Raw genomic sequence first — 23527 nt, forward strand, 5'->3', positions numbered from 1 at the left:
CGGACGGCTCGTCATTACGAACGCTTTTGTTCCGGGCCGCCGGTCCTCGCATGCGAGGATGGGGGAGACCTTGACGCAGACCCTGTCTCGCCAACCCCAATGGAGTACTCATGGACGTCACACCCCTCATCTGGATCATCACCATCGCGGTGACGATCGTGTTCTTCGTGTACGAATTCTTTGCACACGTGCGCACGCCTCACGCACCGACCATCGGTGAATCTGCGCGCTGGTCAGTTTTCTATATCGGGCTCGCGCTAATCTTCGGTGTCGGTGTCGGGATCGTCAGCGGATGGACCTACGGCGGCGAGTACTTCGCCGGCTACCTCACCGAGAAGGCGCTCTCGGTTGACAACCTCTTTGTGTTCTTGATCGTGATGTCGGCGTTCGCCGTGCCCAAGATCTATCAGCAGAAGGTGCTGATGATCGGGATCGTTATCGCGCTCATCATGCGCGGTATCTTCATTGCCGTGGGCGCTACGCTGATCTCGAACTTCTCCTGGGTGTTCTACCTCTTTGGGGCACTGCTCCTGTTTCTCGCATACCGGCAAGCGTTCACCCACGGTGATTCCAATCCGGCTGACGGGCGCTTCATGCGGCTCGTGCGCCGCGTAGTGCCGGTCAGCGAAGAATACAACGGTGACAAGCTTTTCGCCCGTATCGACGGCCGCCGGTTCGTCACCCCGATGTTCCTTGTGATCGTTGCGATCGGCTTCGTGGATCTGATCTTCGCTGTCGACTCGATCCCGGCAATCTACGGCCTCACCCAGGAGGCCTACATCGTCTTCACCGCGAACGCCTTTGCCCTGATGGGGCTGCGCCAGCTGTTCTTCCTCATCGGTGGGCTTCTGGAGCGACTGGTCTATCTCGCCCAGGGGCTCGCGGTCATTCTGGCCTTCATCGGCGTCAAACTGCTGATCCACGCGCTGCACAAGAACGAGCTGCCGTTTATCAACGGTGGCGATCCGTTCAAGCTGATCCCCGAGATCCCGATCTGGCTGTCGCTGGTGTTTATCGTCGTCACGATCGCGGTTGCCACGGTGGCGAGCCTTGCGAAGACGCGTCGCGATGCGCGCGATGTTCGGCCCGTTGACGCTGCGACGGATACGGGCGACGACCGATGAACGAGGATCTGGCGTGGAGTGTCGCTCTCGTTATTGTTTTTATTCTGGTGGGAGGTGTCTTCGCGGCTACCGAGATGGCGCTGGTGACGCTGCGTGAGAGCCAAATCAATGCGCTGGCCTCGCGTGGGACTCGGGGGCAGAAAGTCGCGAGTTTGGCGCGCAACCCCAACACCTTTCTCTCCGCGGTGCAGATTGGTGTCACTGTCGCCGGGTTCGCATCCGCCGCGTTTGGCGCCACCTCTCTTGCGCCGGTGCTGACCCCGTTGTTCGTGTCGTGGGGGATGACGCAGGCCCTCGCGCTGACCATCGCGACGATCCTGCTTACGCTGATCATCGCGTATCTGTCGTTGGTGTTTGGCGAGCTGGCACCCAAGCGTCTCGCGATCCAACGCAACGCACAGTTTGCCTATGCCGTGGCTCCGGTACTCAGTGGCTTCGCGACCACCATGCGGCCTGTGATCTGGCTCTTGTCGGTCTCTACCAACGCGACCGTACGCTTGCTCGGTGGCGACCCAAACAAGGTCGCAGAAGCCCTGAGTGACGACGAGGTACGCGATATCGTTGCCACGCACGAGGGGCTTCCCGAAGACGAGCGACGCATTCTCGACGATGTTCTTTCGTTGCGAGAGCGACAGATCAGTGAGGTCATGCGTCCACGGCCAGAGGTTGTGGCCCTCGACGAATCTGTGATGGTGAGCGAAGTTGTTGCTCAGATGCGCGAGCGCCCCTACTCACGCTACCCTGTTGTTCAGAAAAGCATTGACGACATTATCGGGTTTGTGCACGTGCGCGACGTCCTTGACGCGTTCACTCACGATCCTGAACAGGCGCTGTCGGCGGTGAGGCGACCGATCTCTTACTTCCCTTCGACTGCGCGCGTCCTGCCGACGCTCACCCGTATGCGGGCAGAAGGAACTCACATCGCCGTGGTCGTTGACGAGTACGGCGGTACTGACGGCATCGTCACGCTTGAGGACCTGATCGAGGAGGTCGTCGGGGAGATTTTTGACGAATACGATGCCGCTGAGGTGCGCGAAGACTCGGCGGGCATCATCGATGGCAGGCTTAATCTCCAGGAATTCATGGAAGTCACCGGCTTACGACTCAAACGGGGTACTTCAGACACGATCGCAGGATTCGTGACCGAGCAGCTTGGACGTTTGGCTCAGGTGGGTGACCGGATTGAGGTGCCGGGCGCGACCATTACCGTCACTGCGATGGATCGACGGCGCATCTCCGGGTTGCAGGTTGCAAGGACCGAGGCGGGCTGAGCCAGACTTCTTCGCACACGCTGGGCGCTTCTGCTTCCGCGCGGATATCCAGAACTGACCGATAGAGCTCGTGGGCACAATAGGGGCAAACGTCGTTCCCGCGACACGCGAAAACCCCCGCGGTCCCAGTGTTTGACAGGGATCTCGCGGGGGTTTCTGTGGCGGTGACGGTGGGTCATGAATGTGATCGTAATTTAGCGTTGACTTTATGCGATTTTTCAGTGAAATGAATTTTTAGAGTCAACTTACAATGTCAACTCAGCGCGAATGAGCGTTCGTAGCTCGCGATCTGAGCGACTTTGTTTCAGGGGTCATGTCGTTTATCGTCCCGACGCTGTAGTCGCCTGAGATCGTCACCTGCGTGTAGCCAGATGCACCCTTAGCGGTTCCCTCAATGGTTGGGGATAGGCTTAGCTTTACTGGAAATATGCAATAGTAGGAGGAGTGTAACCATGGCTGGAGCTATCTATCGAGTGATCGACCTGTCTCAGGAAGTCCAGGAAGGTGAGGAAGCGACAGGATCCGAGTTGCTTACTGAAATCGAACTCTTCGATCGATTCGTCGGTAAGAAGGTTGATCGCTCTAAACCCAGTAATAACAAGACCCTGAGGGAATGGATCGAAGCCTTTACCAGCATCGAAGCTCTCCAGTTGGTAGAGTCCGTCAGGCTTGAGAAGTTGGACTCCAAGCAGGTATTCGAGGATGAGTGCGAGACCTTTGAAGCTGCAAAAGAAAAGTTGAAAAAGACTCGTTCTGCCCTGAAAAACGCGCTTCTCTCGGTGCTGTCAGATGTTACTCCCGAAGACATAGCCGCAGGTGCGGTTTACGATCAAAAGAACAAGAAACTGGGCGTGGTCGAGTTCTACACCTCCAAGTTGACGCCCACTCCTGTCAAGGACCTCATAGAAAAGCATTCTGATGATCTGCCCGCTCATGTGCTTGATGAGCTTCGTTTGATTCAGGATCGTAATAGGCTAGAGACAGCAGCCAAGTTCAAGAAGAAATAGGCTCGCATCTTGGCCATGAACTCGGACCAACTCGAAGAAATCCTCGACGGCATCGAAAGGGTACATCGCAGCGGCGGCTGTGATGCTGTAGGTGCGCTTGCCATGATCGGCGGTCTCGCCTCGTTGCGCGATGAGAGCTCTAATCATGGGAGCTTTGATTTCAACCAGCTGTTCCCGCTTTCTCAGATAAGAGTGCCTCTTCAAAACCTTGATGATGCCTTGCCGCATGGCTGGTCATGGGAGCAGCTCGATCCAACGCTTCAGCAACTCAAGGCGGGCTTGGAGCGGGGCGCACAGTCAGAGCTTGACCTACCAGATGGTCTCTCGCTCGAAGGTCTGCTTCGTGCATGGTATGAGCTGAGACTCTTTGTCGATTCAGGCGCCGTACTTCGGCAGAACATCCAGCACAACAAAGAGACCGCCCGCCAGTGGATCCTCAATCGTGGCTTGAGTGAGGTTCTTGTGGTGCTCGACGAGGACTACAGAGTGATCGACGGCTTGGCCTTTTGCTGGGCACTTTCTGAGATGGATGGCCATGAGACAATCCCCGCAGTGATCCTGAGAGATGCTCCCGTAGATGCAGGCTGGCAAGTCACGCATCGACATGCTGAGGCGTGGGGGGCCAAGCTGTGGAAGAAAGGCGAAGTTCAGAGCCTCTTGGAATCCTCCACTCCGAGAGAACGCGAGTTCTTTCGGCAGTTCGGATTCCACGAAGCACCTAAGACTGTGTTACTCACTTGCTCCCAAGCTACGCTGGATCGTCTCGGGCCTTTGGCTCAGAAGCAGTACGGCGGTAATACGAAGTTCGATCCTGCTCAGCTACTCTTCATAGAGGCTCTAAGGGAAAGAATTCTCGAAGTGCGGCAGGAGATGATTGCGCGGGGAGAAACCGGTGACATTGTAAAGAAGCTGGAGAAGCATCTCAAGGATGAAGCAGAAGCGCAGCGGGCAGGTGCTGAGAAGGAAGCGGCTGCGGCGAAGCGGGGAAAAGTGGCCGAATGGCATACGGACGCCGAAGGGTACTGGATACATGCAAGCCTGCCGCGCTATCGCTTTGAGATCGTTGAGCCAATAATCCAGGTTCAGGCGAAACAGAGTCCGGAACAGGCCGAAGATCCTTTTCTCATGTCTTTGAGCCAGTTTCAGGTCTTTGCTAGGGACCATTTCGGACTCGCTTCAGAGGATTCCTCATCGCTCTACGGCTCCGAGTCGGCGGCGTCCTTTAATCAGAAGCTACGTCATTACGTCGATCAAAACCCGGTAGTTCCCCGGCGTGGGCCAGGTGATCCAGGTGACGATGCCCGCAGGAACCAAATGGAACGGTTAGCTCTTTGGAATTGCAGCGAACAGCATTAGATCATCGAGGTTCGCGCCATCCTTGAGGATCAACTCCCTGGGGATCCTTTCGTAGTAAATCTCGTGGTGCGGGCGATTATACTTCCAGACTGCCTCTGCAACAGCAGGGAATAGGGCTTCTGGCACTCTCGCCTTTGCTAGCGTACCCTGGTATTTGCTTCTCTTGATCTCTTCGAAGGAGGGGGCGTTTCTAAGCGCCATAACCTCGAAGATTTCGTCTTCTTCTGCTTGGAACTCTTGGGTCATTCCACCATCTTGGCTCTGGGTGTCAGGCGTCTGGTAAGCAATGATCTTACTGCTCAGGTTCACGTATCCTCGCCAGAGATAGTCCAGCGAATAAACCACGTCATCATTCCAACGTGCTCGCCAGGGTATGTCTATCGTGGTGTTGATCCTGATGCAGGTGTATGTCTTGCTGAGCGAAAAGTGCCTGTTTTTCTTGTGATTGAGGGACATGCCAAACTTTTCAAACTCTGCGAGGCCGATGTTCTCGTACTTGTCCAACAAGCGCTCGTAGAGTTCGAAGACCTCTACGATGTTAATTCGTTCTTCTTGGTGAGCGTAGACGCCCCTTTGGAAGTAGAAGGCATCTACGCCAAACCCAACAAGATCGTCATCGAGCATCCAAGCAGCGTCTTCACCTCGTTCGCGAGCAAAGTCGATGAGAGCATTCCTTGCTGGGCCGGGGCCAGTGGTTAGTCCATCTTTCCAGCCGTGCTCATCCTCATATTTGAACCCCTTGGGGTTGTTGTACTCGTGGTACGGCGTCTTATAGATGTCTACATCGAACATAAGTAGATGCCGCTCTGGATCTTCGATGCCGTCTTCAGCAAGTGCCTTCACGTAGTCGGCGTAGTCATGTGGCTCGACAACGTAAAACCAGTTCTTCATTCCGCAGCGTTGGAAATGCTTGTGGGTAGAAATAGTTTTTGAGCGGTTGTAAGACGGGATATAGACGGTATCCATACCCACAGCCTATCTGGTGAAATGATGAAGCCCCCGGACCAAAGATTCCGGGGGAATTCTTCGTTGTACACCTGGCGAGGCGGCCAGGGCCGACTCGGCTTACGCCGGATTGCTATTGGGCTTTGAGGTATATTCTCTTGCAGCCTCAGCGAGTAGACGAGAGTTCATATCTACATCGTTGTCTTCGTAGCCTGGTTCGAGAAGAGTGTCCATGAGTAGATTTTCCATGAGGAAACGGATATAGCCTGACTGCCAGCCTTTGCCGAAGACAGAAGGCTTATCTTCAGTTTCAGGCTTTCTGGCCTGTTCGAGGATGAACTTTCCCTTATCGAGGAGAAGGGTAAGAAGGTCATTGTTAGGTTGTGCTCCTAGCAGGGACTCGGCCAGAGTTGCTAAATTGGCCGCTTCCTGTTCGGTCAGGTCAATCGCGGGTTTTGTTCCTACAGTGCTGGTCTGAACCATTTTGATCTTATCCTCACTTTGAGAGAAGCTAGAGCTTTGCTCGTACTGAGTATTGGATCGGTGCGCCTGTCTCGGTGAGCATCACGGCGTAGACTTCGTTGCCTTCTGCCTCGGTGTCTCTGAGTGCGGCTTCGAAGCTTTCCTTGAATTGCTCTCCGATCAGGAGCCGCGCGTCTTCGAGTAGATACGTTTTCATGCTAGTTTTCCTGCTTCTTGAGCACGTCGATGCGGTCAGCGAGTTCTTCGAGTACCTTGATTGCTGCATCTCGCTTGGCGATTGCCTCCGTCTTGCTCTTGGCGTAGAAGGGGTTGGCTCGGCCTGCGTCGTGGACGAGTCCGCCGACCTCGTGGCGGAGCCGTGCGAACATGCGAGTGACTGCCTTGTTGTCGAAGTCATCGGCCTTGGGAGCGGGAGTCTGGGTCTGAGTGTTGGAAGCCATTTTGGTGAGCCTTTCGAGTGGTGGTATTGGTTTGGTTGGATCAATAATGAACCAACCTCTAGGTCTGTCAACTCCTTCGAACCCCTTTGGCGTGTCCAACTTCTCCGCTCCTTGGCTCCTGCCCCTTGGGAGATGCTTTTTTGGTGCACTGCCCTTTTGCTTAGATCGCGTTCTGAGCGCGCAGCCTACAGCCGCGATGTGATCGCATGTGTAGCGCGTCAAAAGTTCCTTAGGGAGCAACCTTTGTTGAGTGGGTGTGCTTTCGGGTGATGATGCACGAGGTGTCAGTTCTGAAAGAAAGTTCACACTTGAGCGACATGCAAAAGGGCGGTGATCCAGCCGAAGCCGAACCACCGCCCAAGAGTTGTGTGTCACATCGCCGTTTACTGGTTGTTTAGTTCTTCAAGGGTGAAGTTCCCATCGTCCTCTCTGTCGCTGAGGTTGAATACTTCCAATGCTTCAAGGAAGTCGTTTCGCTCGATAGGTGAAAGCTGGTCGAGTTTTTCATTGATGTCATCTCCCTCATTCACTTCCGCAGCCAGCATCTGTTCAAGCTGGCCCGATTGTAGAGTTGCCATCTTTTGCTCGTCAGGATGTGCAAGGACGAATGATGAGACATAGTCATCATCAGAGTATGCGAAGCGAACTAGATTAGGATCACCTGTTTCACCCTTCACGTAGCCGATGCCTGATGTTTTGTAGTTGTTGGCTTCGGTGCTCTCTTCGATCTTGCGAGGATCGAAACCTCGCTCTATGGAGCCTTCTCCGAGCATCATGTCATTCATATTGGGGGTAGCTGCATTCCTGAGCACGACCACATTGACGAAGTTGTCTCGCATGGCACCGAGGAATTCTTGCTTCACGTTCTGGGTTGCAGCGATCACATAGAAACCGACCGCGCGTCCCAGGGCCATAATCTTTGCGAGAGTCGCCATAGCGGCTTTACCTTCGGCTCCTCGTTGGAAGAGTTCAAGGAGCAGGGATAGAAGCTCGTCAATGACAAAGATCATCATCGGTGTTTGCTTGGTTGCCGGGAGCCTCCGCTGTAGATCCGCCTTCTGGCCGTCTCCACCGAAGTTCAGCCAGGCCCGTTTCATCTTGTTTCGTTCTAGTAGCTTTTCGTAGAGCATGGAGATGAGTTCCATGGAGTCATCCGCGGTGAAAGCGATGTCTTCGAAGAGCGTGCTGTAGTCCCAAGGTAGGAGTTCAGTTTCTTTGAGATCGCTTCCAAAGAGCAAAGCTTCCCCAGCTTCGACGTAGGGGATTGCCTGAATGATGGCGGACTGAAGCGGGCTACTCTTCCCCGATCCTGTCATTCCCCATATGAGGGTGTGGGCGATTGGGAGACTCCATACGTTACCCATCTCATCCATCGCCATCGGGAATGCACTCCACTTATGGGCGGGGTTCTCTTCGAAGAACACCCGTCCGTCCACTATCTGAGAAGTGAGTATGTTCTCCGGCTTCTCCATGTGAACGATGAAGCTCTCAGAGCTGTTGGTTCTTCCTCCCTCGTAAGCTTCGATGATCTCGGCTTCCACAGCAGAGAGAATGTACTCATTCAGTTCACTGACCTGGGTGCGCTTCTTCCTCGCGAGGTCGAACACCACCTCGAAGTGTAGATCCCGATCACCTGCCACCGGTACATTTTCCGGCAGTGGGCGTACTAATATGCGCTTTGATGCTTCCGCTACCTGCTTGCGTACTCTGAAGTGTTTCCCTTGATAGCGGCCTTGTTCTGGGCAATGGATGCTCTGGCTGCGGAAGCGAAGGGACTCAGCCAAGCGGCACGGGCATAGATCCGGCCTGGCTCCCGTTCCTCTTTGTAAAGCTCTACGGGGGCGTAGAACTCTCGGATCGCGGGGCTTGCCAGTAGATCGTTCCTCGCCTCGAAGAGAGTGCGGGGTTGAAGCTGGAACCAGCTCCGAGGCCGGAGTAGTCTCCTTGTGCCTCCGTGGATTTTGTAGCGGTTGTAGCGCCATCGGGCAAAGCCTACGACGATCACCCTGATAGCTAAGTAGCCCAACGCTCCGGTAGCGACGAGCACCAAGCAGATGAGATATAGGTTTTCTTTAAACCAGGACAGTAGCGGGTCAATAAATTCAGACATTAGATGCCTCCTAGGCTGATGCGGTTGTTGAATCGAATGGGTGTTCCGTCTCTGTCTAGGATCGGAAGCACAATGAGCTTTCCTGACTCGAAGAGTCCGTAGCCACCCCTCGCGTCAACCTTCTTCAGCAAGTTCTCGACCTGTGGACCGACGGTGAAGTAGACGGCTCGCTCATAGATGAAGCCGTGGTCAAGCTCCATCTTCAGCGTCTTGAGAATGCTGTTGTAGGCGTCCCAGCTCTTCTTTGAAAGCTCGACTTCCACGAGGATATTTCGTGCCTTCACACCATCCCGGTCTGCGTCTCGGATCACTGCGAGGTCGCCTTGATGGACTGCCTTTGTCTCAGTTCCTGCCCGTTGTGGCTGTCCGAGAGTGAGTAGGGCAGGTCGTGATTCGGTGATGTCCGACCAGAGGATTTTGCCCTGACTTGCTTCAGTCAGAGACGCTTCAAGCTCGTTCTTCCTCCATCGTCCAAAGTCTTTGCTTTCACCTCTTTTGGCTGCTTCCTTGAGCTTTTGCTTTACTGGTTCATAGTGAGCACGCATCTCGTTCTCGCTGATAAGGCATTCGAGAGCAACCGGCTCGATACCCAGTGAGTCACGGAAATAGCCCTGGGGTGAGGCAAACTGTGCTGCAACATGGGCGATGTATCGGTAGTGGGCTGCTCTGCTCTTGCTGATCTTGTTCAGAGTTGCAGCGTGTTCTGCGCTGTAGCCGAAGGACCAAAGAGCATCGATTCCCTGCTGTGTAGCTGAGTAGTGAACTGTCCTTGTGCTGGTGTCCCTGTACCGTGCTACTGCGCCGAGTTGTTCCATTTTGAGTAGACGTTTCTTAGTTCCCTTCACTGTAGGGAGTACGATTCGACCGGCTACAGCTTTGTCGTTGCGGGCCGAAACTACACTGAAAGCCTCCGAGTCAGCACCGGGGAACTTGGCTACGAAAGCCAGCAGCCGAGCGTTTCCTTCGGTGATTCGCCTGCCGCTTACGGTGCTCCGGTGATCCTTCGCGGGCTGAGATTCGATAGCTTCGAGGTCGGCGCTCGCCTCTTGTTGTGGCTCCTGTTTGATGGTGGGCTGTTGTACTTCGGCTGCTTCGTACTCCTCTTCTTCCATGAAGTCTGGAACGAAACTGGCTTCGAGTGTGGATGTCATGGTTCATTTCTCCTTGCTTAGCTGTGTGGAGATCGGCTGTCTTTGGCAAAGTGGTGCCAAATTCAGATTCGATCAGTAGCTAATATCAGAGACGTGGTGCAGAAGGTGATGCTCACCCTGGTGCCAGTGGTGGTACGTGAGTGGGGGTTTCTCGCTGCACCACATTTAGTGTTGAGTTCTTGCCCGCTGAAAACTCTCAACCACGCGATTGATGTTTATTCTCTTAACTAGAGATAAACACTCCTGCTCCTCCCTAATTGGATTCACGCGCGGCGCGAGTTCCTGGCTTCAAGTAAGGTCAACAGTTCTAGCATCTCTAGACATCCTCTAGGCTTCAGCAGTTCTACCTCTATCGCGGTTCAGTTCCGCTCCCGCCGCGGCCCCAGTTCCGCGGCGACGATGTGACACCACAGTTCGGCTTGGAGATCATCGGGTAGTGTGACACCACTGTTCCGACTCGGAAGCTCAGCATTAGTGTGACGATATGGACGATAGGTGTTTTCGTCCGCACCCTACCTTTCAGGTTCAGGCTCCGATCTTCCCATTGGTCGGGGCTTGAGCTGTTTCTGGGGTCAGTGCTGTTTCACGGGTTCGTTGATATAACAGGTCATGGTGGTTGACTGCTACATCGCCCACCTAAGCGAATAGCCCCGGAGATGGACTCCTTTTCTCCGGGGCTAGCTTTTTGCCTATGATATGGCTCCCAATGTTGCTGTAGCAGGCAACCAGGACAAGGAGTATCTTATGCTGAAATAATCGTGCCGGCGGGCTTTAGTAGCGTCTGTAGTGACTCTGTCTTTGGTGAACTCTTCGAGATGACCACGCGCCCAGCCGATGTATGAAAGACCCGGAGTCGAGTGGCCCCCGTCTACTGATTGTGTCTATGTGAGGATCAGAGGGAAGAGCGGGGCAGTAAGTCGCTCGCCGAAGCAACCGGCGCTCTGAGAATATATGGGGCTGATACCCGACAGAACATCTACTTGCAGTGAATTCCTTCTCAGTTCATCAAATTTGACGGGATAGTCGCCCTGCTATGCGGGATTTGGAACCTAGGGGCGGCGGTTCATGCTCACAGATCAGACGCTCGTGAACTGCTATTCATGGGAGACCCATGTCATCATGTCCATTCCCAACCCGCCTCCTCCTTGTGGTTTCTTCTTTTTGAGTTCTGAACGAGTGTGCGCATACCTGTTCCAACGGCTAAGCCTGCGAGGCAAAGTCAGTAGCTCGAAGGATTGGCGTAGTCTGAAACCTATGATGGAGTTCGATGCTGATCATTCCTACCGGACGTGCCCTGAGTGCGGCGCTGATCTTGTGCCTGAACCCTTCACGACTGAGAGCGGTATCCGCATTGGCTTCATCTGCGAGGCTCGCGGTCTCCATTCTGTTGTAGATCCCTTCGAAGGAAGCCGCTAGTCTTCGGCTCTTTGCTCAGGGTTGGCTCTGTGGTGGTGTCGCACATCTTCTGAGTGTCGATGCTCCTGTGTTTTGATCGGCGTGACTTATACCCCCGGTTCTGTCGCTACCTATTGAGCACCACGTTTTGATATTACTTTCTGCGACCTAATCGTCAGGGACTGGCCTTGACCTCGAAAGCGTCGTAGGAGTCAATCATGAATACACCCATCTACTATGTAGGCGTCCTTACCCCCGATCAAGCAAGAGAGTTGAGTCTTCTCACTACGAAGCGAGCTATTAGCGAGTGCGGTGAGGGCGAGGCTTCCGGAATGCTCGAAAGCTATCTCTTCGATTGGATCGAAGAATGGGCATTCCTCACTGAGGACGGAGAAGTTTCCATCCTCGAAGCCGCCTTAGATCGTCTAGTCGAAGACTGGACTACCTGCAATCTCTGAGTCAAACGTCACTATACAAAGGAGTCAATCATGATCTTCAACAGCTACCCGACAGCATTACTCCAAGCTCGAAAGCTTGCCATGCGCCATTCTTCGAGGAGTGTTCCGATCCATCGGATCAGGATCTATCCGGATCAGGCTGATCAGTACGAGGTTCGTTACACCCTGCCTCGGCAGGATGACCTCTGGCGTAGCTGCGTGCTCAAGCTCACGCTTACCCCTTCTGAGTTCGCAGCCTACGAAGCCTGGCTCGCTGAACGAGGTTCGAACTGATGGGTGACACAACTACAGCTAAGGAGAAAGAAGTGACTAGAAGAATCGGCTATGTCCGGCTCAGCCGTGAGGACGCTAAGAGTATGTCCATCGAGAATCAGAGACGTGCACTCAGAGCCTACGATCCCAAGATGCCTATCTTCGAAGATGAGGGTGTCTCGGGGGAGAGTAACCTCACTGATCCGGATACGGCCTGGTCGAAGCAGGTTCGGCCGCTGTTCAGGAAGGATCCGAAGGGAACTCAGATTGTGCTGTTCACCCTCGACCGCATGAGCCGGAAAAAGGGTGCGATGCTCTTTGAGGCTGAGCAGACTCTCGATGCTGGTGGGACAATCTACTGTGTTCGGGAGTCCAAGACGTTCGATGATGCTGATGACGCTCAGCAGGCTATCGAACTGCTCTTTGCCTCTTACCAAGCTGATGCCTACCGGGTTGAGACTCGGAAGAAAACGAAGGTCGCTATCGATGCTCTCAAGAAGGCTGGGGTTCCTCTGGGACGTAAGCCGTCGCTCTCTGAGGAGCACATCGAACAGATCAAGTCTCTTCGGACGTTGGGGCTGGGCTACACCGCTATCGGGAAGGCTGTGCCGACGCTCCGTAAGAAAGACAAGGTGCTGGTTGCTACCTCACCCCGTGTGATCAAGAAGGTATTGGCTGGCGAGTATGAGAGCCGTGAATCCTATGATCTTCGTAACCTCGAAGCCCGTACGAAGATGGCTGCTCGGGCTGTGCTGGGCTACAGGGAAGGGGGAGGCGATGAGTCGGAATCTGAAGCAGCAACCTAAGAGGCTTGGAGGCTGGCTCTATGGGAAGCTTCCTTGGTATGGGAAGCTTCTGGTTCCGGTCGTTGCTCTTGCTCTCGGGGTGCAGATTGTCTTCTGGGTGCTGAGCTTCTTCGTTTGATCGATCTAAGAGGGGTTGGGGTTCTTGTTTGTGAACCTCGACCTCTCTGCATGTGTTCAGCGTTCCTAGGCGTCGATCCTAGACGCCAACTGGTGTTAGGTGAATGTGCCAACGTCTTAGGCTAAAGGCTTGCTTAGATCGTATCCTGGGTTCATAGTTCCTCCCAGCCGGTGGGAATACCCGTGTTCTTCGGCTTCAGGATGCGATCTATGTAGCTTCCCATCGTTGTGGCCGCCTGCTTGGCGGTGTCGGCGCTACTGTAGATCGAGATTTGAGCAGACGCATTTTTTGGACTCCAACCCATTATGGAGATCAAATGATCTGGGTCGGCTCCTCCATCGATGAGGGAAGTAGTAGCCATGTGGCGTAGCGTGTGGACTGTCATGTTTTCTGGCAGACCATAGTTATACTCGATCTGTTCAAGTAGCTTATGGAGTGCCTGCCGGTCTCGTTGGCCGTAGATCGGCTTTCCATCGTCCCTAGTGAAGAGTAGTTTGTCTAAGCCTTCCCCTTTTTCGGGATGGAAGGTTGGGAGGCTTCTCCGCTCCTTCACTGCCTTTATATGGTTGAAGGCAAGAACCCAGAGTTCCACGGTCAGAGCGATCTCACGGTAGCCGTTGACAGTCTTGGTGCCCTTGAGTATCCAGCGGTTATCCCCGATCTTCTTCGGGCACTGGGTGGTTCGTTTGCCGCACTCCCATTTGCCGCTAGTTGTGTCCAACTCGCATCCATGTTCAGCCCCGGCTCTCTGTAGCTGTTGCTTCACAACTAGCCGGAAATGGCCGTCTCGTTCTTCAAAGCAATCGTCTGTAAGCCCGAGAACTTCGGCCTGTCGTAGCCCGAGTAGTCCAAAGATCCAGCGTAGTTCCTGTTTGTCCTTTTGAGCCTCTTGGATGATGAGTGGACCGAGCCTATCTGCTGCTTTTCGGATAGCCTTTGTGTCGTTCACCGTCTTTCGTTTCTTGGCTGGAGCCTTGAGGCCAATCATCGGGTGGCGATAGAGGATGCCGTCTCGCTGGTAGTAATCGAGGGCACTTCTCAGGCAAATAAATGTTTGTCGGATGGAGTCAACACCCAACCCCCTGTCGGGCATTGTTACCGTGAAGTAGTGTTTTAGTTCTTCGTAGGTGAGTGCTCGAACTGGTTTGCTGCCGAACTTCGGGAGTAAGTGGTTTCTGATCCGCGCATCGTACATGTGGATTGTTGCTGGTGCCAGGTTTCCCCGCTTGCGCTCATTGAGCCAGTCCATGAGACAGTCACCGACTGTGAGTCTGGCTATCTTGGGATCGACTGGTATTGCTTCGGGAGATTCGAGTCCATAGTTCACTCGTTCTTTGAGTATCTTTAGATCTCGCCGTTCTAATGCTTCTCGCTCTGTGCGAGCCTGAGCCGTGATCTTTTTAGGTTTGCCTCCAAGCTCAATGGTCTTGGCTGCTCGGTAGACAGTGACAGTAGATCCATCCTTGCGAGTTCTGGGAACCGGGTAAACAGAACCTTCGCCGTTGAAACGTTTCTTTGGATTTCTCTTGCCGATAGGGCCATGCTTGCCGGATCCTGAACGACGAAGACGATCAATGTCTTCATTTTTGAACTCGTACATGAGTCAATAGTCATTCGACTTATCCGAGAAGTCAACTCAAAAAGTCAACTCACGCAGGCGGTTCGTTTCGTTAAAAAACCGCATATTCCTGTCAGATTTTACTCTCTGACAGGAATATGCGGTGATCTGGCGGTGACGGTGGGATTTGAACCCACGGTAGGGGGTTACCCTACACGACTTTTCGAGAGTCGCACCTTCGGCCGCTCGGACACGTCACCGCGGAAAAGCTTATGTGATTCGGGCGTGGATTGCGAATCCGGGGCGCGACTTTTTCTGCGGCCTGGTGATGGGGGGTGCCCCTATGTTGTTTGTCAAGCGGCGAGGGCGGTTTCTGATTGGGTTCGTGGCTGGTAGAGGCTGCCGGTTCTGATCATTGCGTGGAGGACGTCGCAGCGGCGCCTCGCCAGTGCGATGAGTGCTTGGTTATGGCGTTTGCCTTGCGCGATCTTCCGGTCGTAGTAGGCCCGTGATTCGGGATCTCGGAGCGCTGCAAACGCGGAAAGAAACATTGCACGTTTCAGGACCTTGTTGCCGCGCTTTGAGGGGTGTTCGCCGCGGATCGAGGTGCCGGATCGGCGGGTGACGGGCGCGAGCCCGGCGTAAGACGCGAGGTGCCCGGCCGTGGGGAAATGTTTCCCGACGATCTCGGTGAGGAGTCTGGCTGCGGTCCTGACGCCGACTCCCGGCATACTCGTCAGGACCGGGTGAAGAGGGTGCGCTTCCACGATCTTCTCAACCTCGGACGCGATATCGGTGCGTTGCTGGCGGAGTTCGCTGAGTTGCTTCGCGAGCCGTGGCAGCACGATACTCGCGGCGTTCGTGCCGGTGACCGTCACGGTCTGTTGATCGAGGGCGTCGAAGATCTCCTGCGCCCATGCCCCGCCCTTGCGCGGGGCACGCTTGAGGAGCCTGGCCGCGACGCGCTTCTGCCCGGCTCGGCGCAACTCACCCGGTGATGGGTAACGCTGCAGCACATCGAGGATCGCGGGATGATCCAGACGCGGCCCGAGTACCCGTTCCAGGGTGGGATGGATCTGGGTGAGGAGACCTCGAACGCGGTTGGAGACTTGCGTGATTTGCGCGGCAAGATCATCATCGAAGCCACACAGCATCGAGAGTTCCGCGATCTGCTCATCGGCGACTTTGATCGATCGCAGAGTTGAGGGCATCGTGCGGGCGGTCTCCGCGATGATGAACGCGTCCCGTGCGTCGGTCTTCGCTTCACCGGGGTGGAGGTCAGCGACGCGGCGCATCGTGAGGCCGGGGAGATACCCGACGAGCACACCATGCGCTTGCGCGACGGCGACGGGGAGCGCCCCGATCGTGGCGGGCTGGTCAACGACCAGCAGAGCGGGGCCGTGCTCAGCGAGTTGATCTAGCACCGATATGATCTTGGCTTCGGTGTTCGGGAGCGGCTTGTCGTAGAGCTTCTTCCCGTCGCGGGTGAGCGCGACCGCGTGATGCTCGCTCTTGCCGACATCGAGGCCGATGAAGACCGCGACGTCGTCGTAGTGCTCAATGCTGTTCAAGGGGTGTTCCTCCGTCCTGCTTGTATGTGTTCGGCAGTCAGGTGGCGGTAGGCGTCGGCATCCACGTTACGAACGACCCTGCCCCGATATGCGCGGCTGTGGTCTTGCCCCTATCAGCGATCACCGACCGCCAGACCGGAGGTCGGTGACAACACCCCCCAGATCATTGGTACGACAGGGGGCAACAATCATGCCGGCCCCGGCTGGCTGCCTCACTCCTCATCCTCGCGGATCAGGAGCTACGAACAAAGTAACGGGGGCGATGATGCTGAGCCTGCGCCCCACTGTCGAGCCTGCGGTTCCTGACTGCAGGTTCGGCGGTGAAGCGCAGGTTCGGCGAAGCGGCGCCGCCGCCGCGTGTGCCCAACCGTGAATGTCGGCGGCTCCCATTAGGCTCCCAGCATGGCAAAAAACACGAGCAGCTACGCGTGCACCGAGTGCGGATGGCAGGCCTCAAAGTGGGTCGGCCGCTGCGGCGAGTGCCAACAGTGGGGCACGGTCTTAGAGCGCGGCGCCCCCAAAGCTTCTCTCGCGCGCACCACGCAGGCGGTCGCCCCGGCTGCCGGGCGTGAGGCGCTGCCCATCACCGAGCTTCGGGGTGACGCGCTGATCCACCGCCAGACGGGTATCGGCGAGTTTGATCGGGTGCTCGGCGGCGGAGTGGTGCCGGGCGCCGCGATCCTGCTCTCTGGTGAGCCCGGCGTGGGCAAATCGACGCTGCTGCTCGACGCGGCCGCGCGCGCCGCGCAGGTGGGCGCCCGCGTGCTGTACGTCAGCGGTGAAGAATCGACGGGGCAGATCCGCATGCGTGCCGAGCGCACCGGAGCACTGCACCCCACGCTGTTTCTCGCGAGCGAGACGGATCTCGCGACGGTGTTGGGGCACATCGAAGAGGTGGATCCTGAGTTCATCATCGTTGATTCGGTGCAGACCCTCGCGAGTGCCCAGGTGGAGGGTGGCGCCGGCGGCCCCTCGCAGGTGCGCGAAGTGGCGGCGGCGCTGATCCGGGTCGCGAAGGGGCGCGACACCCCCGTTATTCTCGTCGGCCACGTCACGAAAGACGGCTCGGTCGCGGGGCCCCGGCTGCTTGAGCATCTCGTCGACGTCGTGTGCCACTTCGAGGGTGACCGGCACACTGCGCTGCGTTTCCTGCGCACCCTGAAGAACCGTTACGGCCCGACGGACGAGGTCGGGTGCTTTGAGATGACGGGGAGCGGGATCCGGGAGGTGGCGGATCCGAGTGGTCTCTTCTTGAGCCGGGCACCGGAGGCCGTGAGCGGTACCTGCGCAACCGTCGCGATGGAGGGGCGCCGGGCGCTTCCCGTCGAGGTGCAGGCGCTGGTCGTGCCGACGAGCGCGCCGAACCCGAGACGCGTTACGAGCGGCGTGGAGTCCGCTCGTGTGGCGATGATTCTCGCGGTGCTTGAGCGGAGGCTGGACGTGAGGTTGAGTGACCGCGACGTGTATGTGTCCACGGTCGGCGGCGTGAAACTGACCGAGCCCGCCTCGGATCTCGCGATCGCCCTCGCCGTGTTGTCTGCGCACGTGGACCGCCCGCTGCCGCAGAATCTTGCCGCCTACGGGGAGATTAGCCTGGCCGGGGAGGTGCGGCCGGTCTCGGGCGGGGCGCAGCGCGCCAACGAGGCGAAGCGTCTGGGGTATTCGAAGATCCTCGACTCGGGTATCGCGCGGCTGGATCTCGCGCGGGACCGGGCAGGATTGGGGGATGGTGTTGCGACCGGCCAGAGGAGGCGTGATCCTGAACCAATTTGAAACGATTTGGACCAAACTGAGCGATGAATAGCCTGCGTAGATTTTTAGCCAATCTGCGCGAGGTAGACTAGAGGATCGTGAGCAAGAACACAGTAGATGTAGTCCTCATCGGCGGCGGCGTGATGAGCGCGACCCTCGGCACCCTGATCAAGCAGGTGCAGCCTGACTGGTCAATCGAGATTTTCGAGTCCCGCCAAGACGTAGCCACGGAGAGCACCAACGCCTGGAATAACGCGGGTACGGGTCACGCAGCACTCTGCGAGCTGAACTATATGCCCGAGGCCGCCGACGGTACGCTCTCGGCCGAGAAGGCGATCGACATCAACGAGCAGTTCCAGCTGTCTCGGCAGTGGTGGTCGACGCTGGTAAAGAAGGGGATTCTGGGCGAGCCCTCAACCTTCATTAATCCCACCCCGCACATGACCTTCGTGCAGGGAGAATCGAACGTCGACTACCTGCGTCGCCGCTACGAGATCCTGAAAAAGGAACCGCTCTTCGCTGACATGGAATACAGCGAGGATCCCGAGCAGATCGCCGAATGGGCGCCGCTGCTCATTGACCGTCGTGCAAAGGACGAGGTGTTTGCCGCAACCCGCTCCGAGAGCGGCACCGACGTCGACTTTGGCGCGGTCACCCACCAGCTTTTTGACTACCTCGTGTCACAGGGAGCGAAGCTCAACCTCGGCAGCCAGGTTCGCAAGCTCAAGCGCCAGGCCGACGGGACCTGGAACGTGCACGTGCGTAATCGCGCCGGCTACGGCACTCGCACGGTGAACGCGAAGTTCGTGTTTGTGGGTGCTGGCGGCGGCGCACTGTCACTGCTGCAGTCCTCCAAGATCCCCGAGATCAAGGGCTTCGGCGGCTTCCCCATCAGCGGAAAGTTCCTGAAGACCGACAACCCCGAGATCGTCGCGCATCACAAAGCAAAGGTGTACGGGAAGGCCGCGGTGGGTGCCCCCCGATGTCGGTTCCTCACCTCGACACCCGCGTCGTCGACGGCAAGGAGAGCATCCTCTTCGGTCCGTATGCGGGCTTCAGCCCTAACTTCCTGAAGAAGGGCTCGTGGTGGGATCTGCCGGGATCGATCCGCCTGCACAATATTGGCCCCATGCTCAAGGTCGGCCTGACCCAGTGGTCGCTCGAAAAGTATCTTGCCGGTGAGCTGCTTGCGAGCCGCGAGAAGCAGATGGAAACGCTCCGCCAGTACATGCCCTCGGCCCGTACCTCCGACTGGGAGATGATCACAGCCGGACAGCGTGTGCAGGTCATGAAGAAGGACCCGCAAAAGGGCGGGATTCTGCAGTTCGGCACCGAGGTCATTACGGGCGCTGAAGGATCCATCGCGGGTCTGCTTGGCGCGTCACCGGGTGCTTCAACGGCAGTGTACGCGATGCTGGGCGTGCTTGAGAAGTGCTTCCCCGAGCAGTACAAGAGCGTGTGGAGCAAGACGTTCAAGGAGCAGGTTCCGGCGCTTGGCGCGGGACTGAATGGTGACGCGGCGGCGGCCAAGGCCTCACTCGCTGCGACCGCCGAGGTGCTCGGGCTGAACAAGTCGGGTGCTGCGCCCGCCATCGACGCGGTTTAGCGCGCGGGTCACTCCGCGAGCAGGCGCTCCAAGAACTCGGCGGTGTCTTCCCACCCGGTGACCGCGTGGCACTCGACCCCGAGAGCCTTCACCGGGTAGTCGTTGCCATCGGGATCGAGGCGATCGCCCACAAACAGCATCTCGCTGAGGGGGATCCCGGTGTGCTCCTCGAGTTTGCGCATCCCGTAAGCCTTGTCGATGCCGCGCCTGGTGATGTCGACCGAGGTTGATCCGCCGCTGCGGACCTCAAGTTCGGGAAGCCGGGAGGCGACGGCGGCCCGCAGCGCGTTCTTTTTCGCGCCGTCGGGATCCCACGCGTGTTTTGCGGACACCGGCGCGCTCTGGCCGAGTGCTGAGAACGTGACCTGGGATCCGCGATCCTCAAGGATCTCGCCCCAGGGCTCAGCTTCCCACAGCCCTAGACGCTCGGCCTCCTCGCGCAGCGCCGTAAGGGCGGCGACACTCTCGGCGGGAGCCAGGTGCTCCTGATACACGGTGTGCCATGCGCCGGATTCACGTCGTTCGTAGCGGGTTCCGCAGGTGGGCAGCAGGTGTAGCCGCTCCAGCGATGCTTCGTCGACCCCGTCGAGTCGGGAGACGAGTTGTGTCTCGAACTGCTCAAAGTTGCCGCCAGAGATCACCGCGACGGTGGTGCGTGCGAGCAGCTTGGCGAACACCGCGAGCATGCGCGGATCTGCCGCTGACTTGGAAGGGGCGAGAGTGTCGTCGAGGTCAAATGCGATCAGGCGAGGCAGCTTGGTCATCAAGCTATCCTCTCACGGGTGCCAACGCTCTTTGGTGTGTGCGCAGATGGTTCTTATGGGCCGTGATAAGAACGAATTGCGCACACGCCAAACTGTCGGCGGGTGATCCCGAATCCGCAGCTACTCCTCGAAATCTGGCATGGTGGTCGAGTTCGCGTAAAAACGCACGTCGACCCGCTCAAGCCCTGAGCCTTCGAAGATGATCCGGTAGCTGCCCGGCATGGGAACCTGCGCGTCCGTGAGGGAGAACACCATCGGAATGTAACCGAAGGAGTCGTTTCCGCCGCCCAAGCTGAAGGTGCCCTCCAAACTGAAGACCTCGCCGCCACCAACGGCTGGCTCGCACCGGGCCCGGAATGTGCGCTCGGGATCGCCGCGCCGCGCCTCGTTCTCGTCGTACTCGACAACGACCACGAGCGTCGCTCCAAGCGCCGCCGGGTATGCCTCGCGGTTGATCGTGTTGATGAAGCCGGAGAGCACCCCGAGCGTGCCCTCGCGGACATTCGCCGCATCGGCGAGAAAAGCTGCTGCAATTTTCATGGGGTCCTCCGGAGTGTTCAAATGTGTGACCGTCTCTGCTAAGCCTTTCATGTTTCTCTGTGGGCGGGTCATCACAGGCCGCAAGAATCGCACCCGACTAAGCTGGAACGGTGATTCGACACTTTCTTCGCGACGATGACCTCAGCCATGCCGAGCAGTTGGAGGTCTTGGACCTTGCCGCCCGACTGAAGGCAGCGCCGTATTCGCGGCGCCCACTCGAGGGCCCGCAGTCGGCTGCGGTGTTCTTCGACAAGACTTCAACGCGCACGCGCTTTAGCTTCGCGGCGGGCATTGCGGAACTCGGCGGGAATCCGATCGTCGTCAACCCCGGTGAGGCGCAGCTCGGCGCCAAGGAATCGATCGCCGACACCGCGAAAGTGCTCTCGCGCATGGTAGAACTCATCGTGTGGCGAACCTACGCGCACGCGGGGCTTGAAGAGATGGCGGCAAACGCGAGCGTCCCCGTCATCAACTCCCTCTCCGATGACTTTCACCCGTGCCAGATTCTCGCGGACCTGCAGACGATCCGCGAGAACAAGGGCGAGTTGCGCGGGCTCACCGCCACCTATGTTGGCGACGCCGCCAACAATATGGGCCACTCCTATCTGCTTGGTTTCGTGACCGCGGGGATGCACATTCGGGTCGCTGGGCCCGAGGGCTACCACCCGCGTGCAGACATCATCGCCGACGCCGAACGCATCGCGGCCGAAACCGGCGGCAGCGTGACGGTGATGGTGGATCCCGTCGCGGCCGTGAGCGGTGCCGACGCGGTCATCACCGACACCTGGGTGTCGATGGGGCAGGAAAACGAGAAGGCCGAGCGCATCGCCACCTTTGGCGCATACCGAGTGACGCCCGAACTGATGTCACAGGCGAAGCCGGACGCGATCTTCCTGCACTGTCTGCCCGCATACCGCGAGTTTGAGGTCGCGCCAGAGGTGATTGACGGCCCGCAGAGTGTCGTCTGGGACGAGGCGGAGAACCGCGTGCACGCCCAGAAGGCGCTGATGACCTGGCTGCTTGCGCAGCCGAAGACGGAGAGCAAGTAATGAGCACAGCAGACACAACACACACCAACGACGGCAACCGCGCAGCCGAGGCCGGCGCGCTGTGGGGCGGCCGGTTCGCGAGCGGACCCTCGGCCGCGCTCGCCGCGCTCAGCAAGTCCACCCAGTTTGACTGGGTCCTCGCAGAGTACGACATTCGCGGATCGAAGGCCCACGCCGCCGCGCTCGCCGCAGCGGGCTACCTCACCGCAGATGAACTGCGCGACATGCGTGCGGCCCTCGATGAACTCGCCGCACGCGTCGCTGACGGCCGCTTCGTCGCCGCCGAAGAAGATGAAGACGTGCACTCGGCGCTTGAGCGCGGCCTGATCGAGATCGCCGGCGTGCAGCTCGGCGGCAAGCTCCGCGCGGGCCGCAGCCGCAACGACCAGATCGCGACGCTCGTGCGTCTCTACCTGCTTGATCACGCTGCCGTCATTCGGGGCATGCTGCTCGACCTGGTTGAGGCGATCCTGAACCAGTGCCTCGCCCACCCGGCCGCGATCCTGCCCGGACGTACTCACCTGCAGCACGCGCAGCCCGTGTTGCTCGCCCACCAGCTTGCCGCGCACGCGTGGCCGGTGATTCGGGATCTCGAGCGCCTGCGCGACTGGAGCGTTCGCGCGAGTGCCTCGCCGTACGGTGGCGGCGCGCTGGCTGGCTCGTCGCTGGGGCTGGATCCGCGCCTGGTGGCCGCTGAACTCGGTCTCGGGGATCCGCTCGAGAACTCGATCGACGGCACCGCCGCGCGCGATGTGGTGGCGGAGTTTACGTTCATCTGTGCGCAGATCGGGATCGACCTGTCGCGCCTGAGCGAGGAGATTATCCTCTGGAACACCAAGGAGTTCGGGTTTGTGCGCCTGCACGATGCTTTCTCGACCGGCTCCTCAATCATGCCGCAGAAAAAGAACCCGGACATCGCAGAACTCGCGCGCGGCAAGTCGGGGCGCCTGATCGGCAACCTGACCGGGCTGCTCGCGACGCTGAAGGGCCTGCCGCTAGCCTACAACCGTGATCTGCAGGAAGACAAAGAGCCGGTATTCGACTCGGTGTCGCAGCTCGAAGTGCTGCTCCCCGCCTTCACCGGTATGGTCGCGACGATGACGTTTGATACCGAACGTATGGCCGAGCTTGCCCCGCAGGGCTTTTCCCTCGCGACCGATGTTGCCGAGTGGCTCGTCAAGCAGGGCGTCATTTTCCGGGACGCACACGAGATCTCGGGTGAGCTTGTGCGTCACTGCGAGGAGCGCGGGATCGAGCTGCACGAGCCGAGCGACGCGGAGCTTGCCGCAGTGTCACCGCATCTCACCCCAGCCGTGCGCGAGGTCCTGACGATCGAGGGCTCCGTGAACTCGCGCGTGGGGGCCGGCGGCACCGCGACCGTGCGGGTGGCCGAGCAGCTTGCCCGCCTGGCCGAGCGCATCGGGGAGTTCCGCGCGTAGTCTCAATCCGCCGGTTGAGCGCGCAATACTCAGAGAAGAAAGCAGCGCTTTCTTCCGTATGGCGCGATGGCGCCACTGCGCCAAGTGAGTCGAAACCAAGAGTCCTTTGAATTCGATACTTCGACTCGGCTGATGCCTCGCTCAGCACGGCGCTCGGCAAGCCTCGCTCAATCGGCGGAACTTTTCCCCCGTCATCCTGCGATTCCTTTGGAACGCAGGATGACGGGGTGGGGCTGGTCTATATGCAGGATGACCGAGCGTAGCTGGTTTTCACCGAGCCTGCGTTTCACCGTCGACCCTGCGGTCAGGAACCGCCAGTTCGGCGGTGAAAC

At 58.0% G+C, this 23527-nt stretch carries 21 protein-coding genes, 1 tRNA gene and 1 pseudogene; 11 read left to right on the top strand and 12 right to left on the bottom strand.

Translation table 11 applies throughout. The annotated features are described in order from the left end of the window. Positions 1 to 110 precede the first annotated feature (110 nt). The 4 genes from G7067_RS05180 (at position 111) to G7067_RS05195 (ending at position 4758) form a co-directional block, all read left to right on the top strand. On the top strand, positions 111 to 1124 hold the full coding sequence (locus G7067_RS05180; RefSeq protein WP_166322494.1) for a TerC family protein: 1014 nt from the start codon (positions 111 to 113) through the stop codon (positions 1122 to 1124). After that, entirely contained in the window at positions 1121 to 2395 is a 1275-nt protein-coding gene (locus G7067_RS05185) for a hemolysin family protein (protein WP_166322496.1), read from the top strand. The genes G7067_RS05180 and G7067_RS05185 overlap by 4 nt, the downstream gene beginning before the upstream one ends. Before the next feature lie 452 nt (positions 2396 to 2847). After that, positions 2848 to 3402: a hypothetical protein gene (locus tag G7067_RS05190; RefSeq protein WP_166322498.1), complete on the top strand. Its 555-nt coding sequence runs from the start codon at positions 2848 to 2850 to the stop codon at positions 3400 to 3402. Positions 3403 to 3411: 9 nt separating this feature from the next. After that, the gene (locus tag G7067_RS05195) at positions 3412 to 4758 is read left to right on the top strand and encodes a hypothetical protein (RefSeq protein WP_166322500.1); all 1347 of its coding nucleotides are present in this window, start codon (positions 3412 to 3414) and stop codon (positions 4756 to 4758) included. On the opposite strand, the gene G7067_RS05200 is transcribed toward G7067_RS05195, so the two are convergent. The 7 genes from G7067_RS05200 to G7067_RS05230 all read right to left on the bottom strand — a co-directional run bounded on the left by G7067_RS05200 (position 4726) and on the right by G7067_RS05230 (position 9887). Next, positions 4726 to 5724, bottom strand: a complete 999-nt coding sequence (locus G7067_RS05200; protein WP_166322502.1) for a GREB1-related protein — start codon at positions 5722 to 5724, stop codon at positions 4726 to 4728. The two genes, G7067_RS05195 and G7067_RS05200, sit on opposite strands and share 33 nt — an antisense overlap. 99 nt (positions 5725 to 5823) lie before the next feature. Next, complete coding sequence (locus G7067_RS05205) at positions 5824 to 6186, bottom strand: hypothetical protein (protein ID WP_166322504.1); 363 nt, start codon at positions 6184 to 6186, stop codon at positions 5824 to 5826. Between the two features lie 28 nt (positions 6187 to 6214). Continuing rightward, on the bottom strand, positions 6215 to 6382 hold the full coding sequence (locus G7067_RS05210; protein WP_166322506.1) for a hypothetical protein: 168 nt from the start codon (positions 6380 to 6382) through the stop codon (positions 6215 to 6217). 1 nt (position 6383) lies between these two features. Beyond that, complete coding sequence (locus G7067_RS05215) at positions 6384 to 6626, bottom strand: hypothetical protein (RefSeq protein ID WP_166322508.1); 243 nt, start codon at positions 6624 to 6626, stop codon at positions 6384 to 6386. Positions 6627 to 7009: 383 nt separating this feature from the next. After that, positions 7010 to 8266, bottom strand: coding sequence for an FtsK/SpoIIIE domain-containing protein (locus G7067_RS05220; RefSeq protein WP_166322509.1), 1257 nt, complete (start codon positions 8264 to 8266; stop codon positions 7010 to 7012). A gap of 50 nt (positions 8267 to 8316) precedes the next feature. Further along, a complete protein-coding gene (locus G7067_RS05225) occupies positions 8317 to 8736 on the bottom strand; it encodes a hypothetical protein (protein WP_166322510.1) in 420 nt (139 codons plus the stop codon). Continuing rightward, on the bottom strand, positions 8736 to 9887 hold the full coding sequence (locus G7067_RS05230; RefSeq protein ID WP_166322511.1) for a hypothetical protein: 1152 nt from the start codon (positions 9885 to 9887) through the stop codon (positions 8736 to 8738). Before G7067_RS05230 ends, G7067_RS05225 begins: the two co-directional genes overlap by 1 nt. 1613 nt (positions 9888 to 11500) lie before the next feature. Between G7067_RS05230 and G7067_RS05235 the strand changes: the two genes are divergently transcribed. The 3 genes from G7067_RS05235 to G7067_RS05245 are packed head-to-tail and all read left to right on the top strand — an operon-like array spanning position 11501 to position 12798. Further along, entirely contained in the window at positions 11501 to 11740 is a 240-nt protein-coding gene (locus G7067_RS05235; RefSeq protein ID WP_166322512.1) for a hypothetical protein, read from the top strand. Positions 11741 to 11770: 30 nt separating this feature from the next. After that, positions 11771 to 12013 (top strand): hypothetical protein, encoded by a 243-nt coding sequence (locus G7067_RS05240; RefSeq protein ID WP_166322513.1) that lies wholly within the window; start codon positions 11771 to 11773, stop codon positions 12011 to 12013. Next, positions 12013 to 12798, top strand: coding sequence for a recombinase family protein (locus G7067_RS05245; protein ID WP_166322514.1), 786 nt, complete (start codon positions 12013 to 12015; stop codon positions 12796 to 12798). Before G7067_RS05240 ends, G7067_RS05245 begins: the two co-directional genes overlap by 1 nt. A gap of 269 nt (positions 12799 to 13067) precedes the next feature. On the opposite strand, the gene G7067_RS05250 is transcribed toward G7067_RS05245, so the two are convergent. The 3 genes from G7067_RS05250 to G7067_RS05260 form a co-directional block, all read right to left on the bottom strand. Next, on the bottom strand, positions 13068 to 14516 hold the full coding sequence (locus tag G7067_RS05250) for a tyrosine-type recombinase/integrase (RefSeq protein ID WP_166322515.1): 1449 nt from the start codon (positions 14514 to 14516) through the stop codon (positions 13068 to 13070). Between the two features lie 127 nt (positions 14517 to 14643). Beyond that, positions 14644 to 14734 (bottom strand) — tRNA-Ser (locus G7067_RS05255). Between the two features lie 93 nt (positions 14735 to 14827). Then, positions 14828 to 16036 carry an IS110 family RNA-guided transposase gene (locus G7067_RS05260; protein ID WP_166325516.1) on the bottom strand — a complete coding sequence of 403 codons (1209 nt, stop codon included), beginning with the start codon at positions 16034 to 16036 and terminating at the stop codon, positions 14828 to 14830. A gap of 411 nt (positions 16037 to 16447) precedes the next feature. Between G7067_RS05260 and radA the strand changes: the two genes are divergently transcribed. Next, positions 16448 to 17818: a DNA repair protein RadA gene (gene radA, locus G7067_RS05265; RefSeq protein WP_166322516.1), complete on the top strand. Its 1371-nt coding sequence runs from the start codon at positions 16448 to 16450 to the stop codon at positions 17816 to 17818. A 122-nt stretch (positions 17819 to 17940) separates the two neighbouring features. Next, positions 17941 to 19403, top strand: a pseudogene (mqo, locus tag G7067_RS05270) (malate dehydrogenase (quinone)). Between the two features lie 8 nt (positions 19404 to 19411). Here the strand turns inward: mqo and G7067_RS05275 are convergent. Beyond that, the gene (locus G7067_RS05275; protein ID WP_166322518.1) at positions 19412 to 20167 is read right to left on the bottom strand and encodes an HAD-IIB family hydrolase; all 756 of its coding nucleotides are present in this window, start codon (positions 20165 to 20167) and stop codon (positions 19412 to 19414) included. A 120-nt stretch (positions 20168 to 20287) separates the two neighbouring features. Further along, positions 20288 to 20707 carry a DUF6941 family protein gene (locus tag G7067_RS05280; RefSeq protein WP_166322520.1) on the bottom strand — a complete coding sequence of 140 codons (420 nt, stop codon included), beginning with the start codon at positions 20705 to 20707 and terminating at the stop codon, positions 20288 to 20290. Between the two features lie 110 nt (positions 20708 to 20817). Between G7067_RS05280 and argF the strand changes: the two genes are divergently transcribed. Next, a complete protein-coding gene (gene argF, locus G7067_RS05285) occupies positions 20818 to 21756 on the top strand; it encodes an ornithine carbamoyltransferase (RefSeq protein WP_166322522.1) in 939 nt (312 codons plus the stop codon). Next, on the top strand, positions 21756 to 23195 hold the full coding sequence (gene argH, locus G7067_RS05290) for an argininosuccinate lyase (protein ID WP_166322524.1): 1440 nt from the start codon (positions 21756 to 21758) through the stop codon (positions 23193 to 23195). Before argF ends, argH begins: the two co-directional genes overlap by 1 nt. Positions 23196 to 23527: the final 332 nt, after the last annotated feature.

The sequence above is a fragment of the Leucobacter insecticola genome, from assembly GCF_011382965.1.
GTDB lineage: Bacteria > Actinomycetota > Actinomycetes > Actinomycetales > Microbacteriaceae > Leucobacter > Leucobacter insecticola.

Coding starts and splice junctions, on each gene's coding strand:
- G7067_RS05180 (WP_166322494.1), top strand. CDS start 111: ATGGACGTCACACCCCTCATCTGGATCATCACCATCGCGGTGACGATC.
- G7067_RS05185 (WP_166322496.1), top strand. CDS start 1,121: ATGAACGAGGATCTGGCGTGGAGTGTCGCTCTCGTTATTGTTTTTATT.
- G7067_RS05190 (WP_166322498.1), top strand. CDS start 2,848: ATGGCTGGAGCTATCTATCGAGTGATCGACCTGTCTCAGGAAGTCCAG.
- G7067_RS05200 (WP_166322502.1), bottom strand. CDS start 5,724: ATGGATACCGTCTATATCCCGTCTTACAACCGCTCAAAAACTATTTCT.
- G7067_RS05205 (WP_166322504.1), bottom strand. CDS start 6,186: ATGGTTCAGACCAGCACTGTAGGAACAAAACCCGCGATTGACCTGACC.
- G7067_RS05210 (WP_166322506.1), bottom strand. CDS start 6,382: ATGAAAACGTATCTACTCGAAGACGCGCGGCTCCTGATCGGAGAGCAA.
- G7067_RS05215 (WP_166322508.1), bottom strand. CDS start 6,626: ATGGCTTCCAACACTCAGACCCAGACTCCCGCTCCCAAGGCCGATGAC.
- G7067_RS05225 (WP_166322510.1), bottom strand. CDS start 8,736: ATGTCTGAATTTATTGACCCGCTACTGTCCTGGTTTAAAGAAAACCTA.
- G7067_RS05230 (WP_166322511.1), bottom strand. CDS start 9,887: ATGACATCCACACTCGAAGCCAGTTTCGTTCCAGACTTCATGGAAGAA.
- G7067_RS05235 (WP_166322512.1), top strand. CDS start 11,501: ATGAATACACCCATCTACTATGTAGGCGTCCTTACCCCCGATCAAGCA.
- G7067_RS05240 (WP_166322513.1), top strand. CDS start 11,771: ATGATCTTCAACAGCTACCCGACAGCATTACTCCAAGCTCGAAAGCTT.
- G7067_RS05245 (WP_166322514.1), top strand. CDS start 12,013: ATGGGTGACACAACTACAGCTAAGGAGAAAGAAGTGACTAGAAGAATC.
- G7067_RS05250 (WP_166322515.1), bottom strand. CDS start 14,516: ATGTACGAGTTCAAAAATGAAGACATTGATCGTCTTCGTCGTTCAGGA.
- radA (WP_166322516.1), top strand. CDS start 16,448: ATGGCAAAAAACACGAGCAGCTACGCGTGCACCGAGTGCGGATGGCAG.
- G7067_RS05275 (WP_166322518.1), bottom strand. CDS start 20,167: ATGACCAAGCTGCCTCGCCTGATCGCATTTGACCTCGACGACACTCTC.
- G7067_RS05280 (WP_166322520.1), bottom strand. CDS start 20,707: ATGAAAATTGCAGCAGCTTTTCTCGCCGATGCGGCGAATGTCCGCGAG.
- argH (WP_166322524.1), top strand. CDS start 21,756: ATGAGCACAGCAGACACAACACACACCAACGACGGCAACCGCGCAGCC.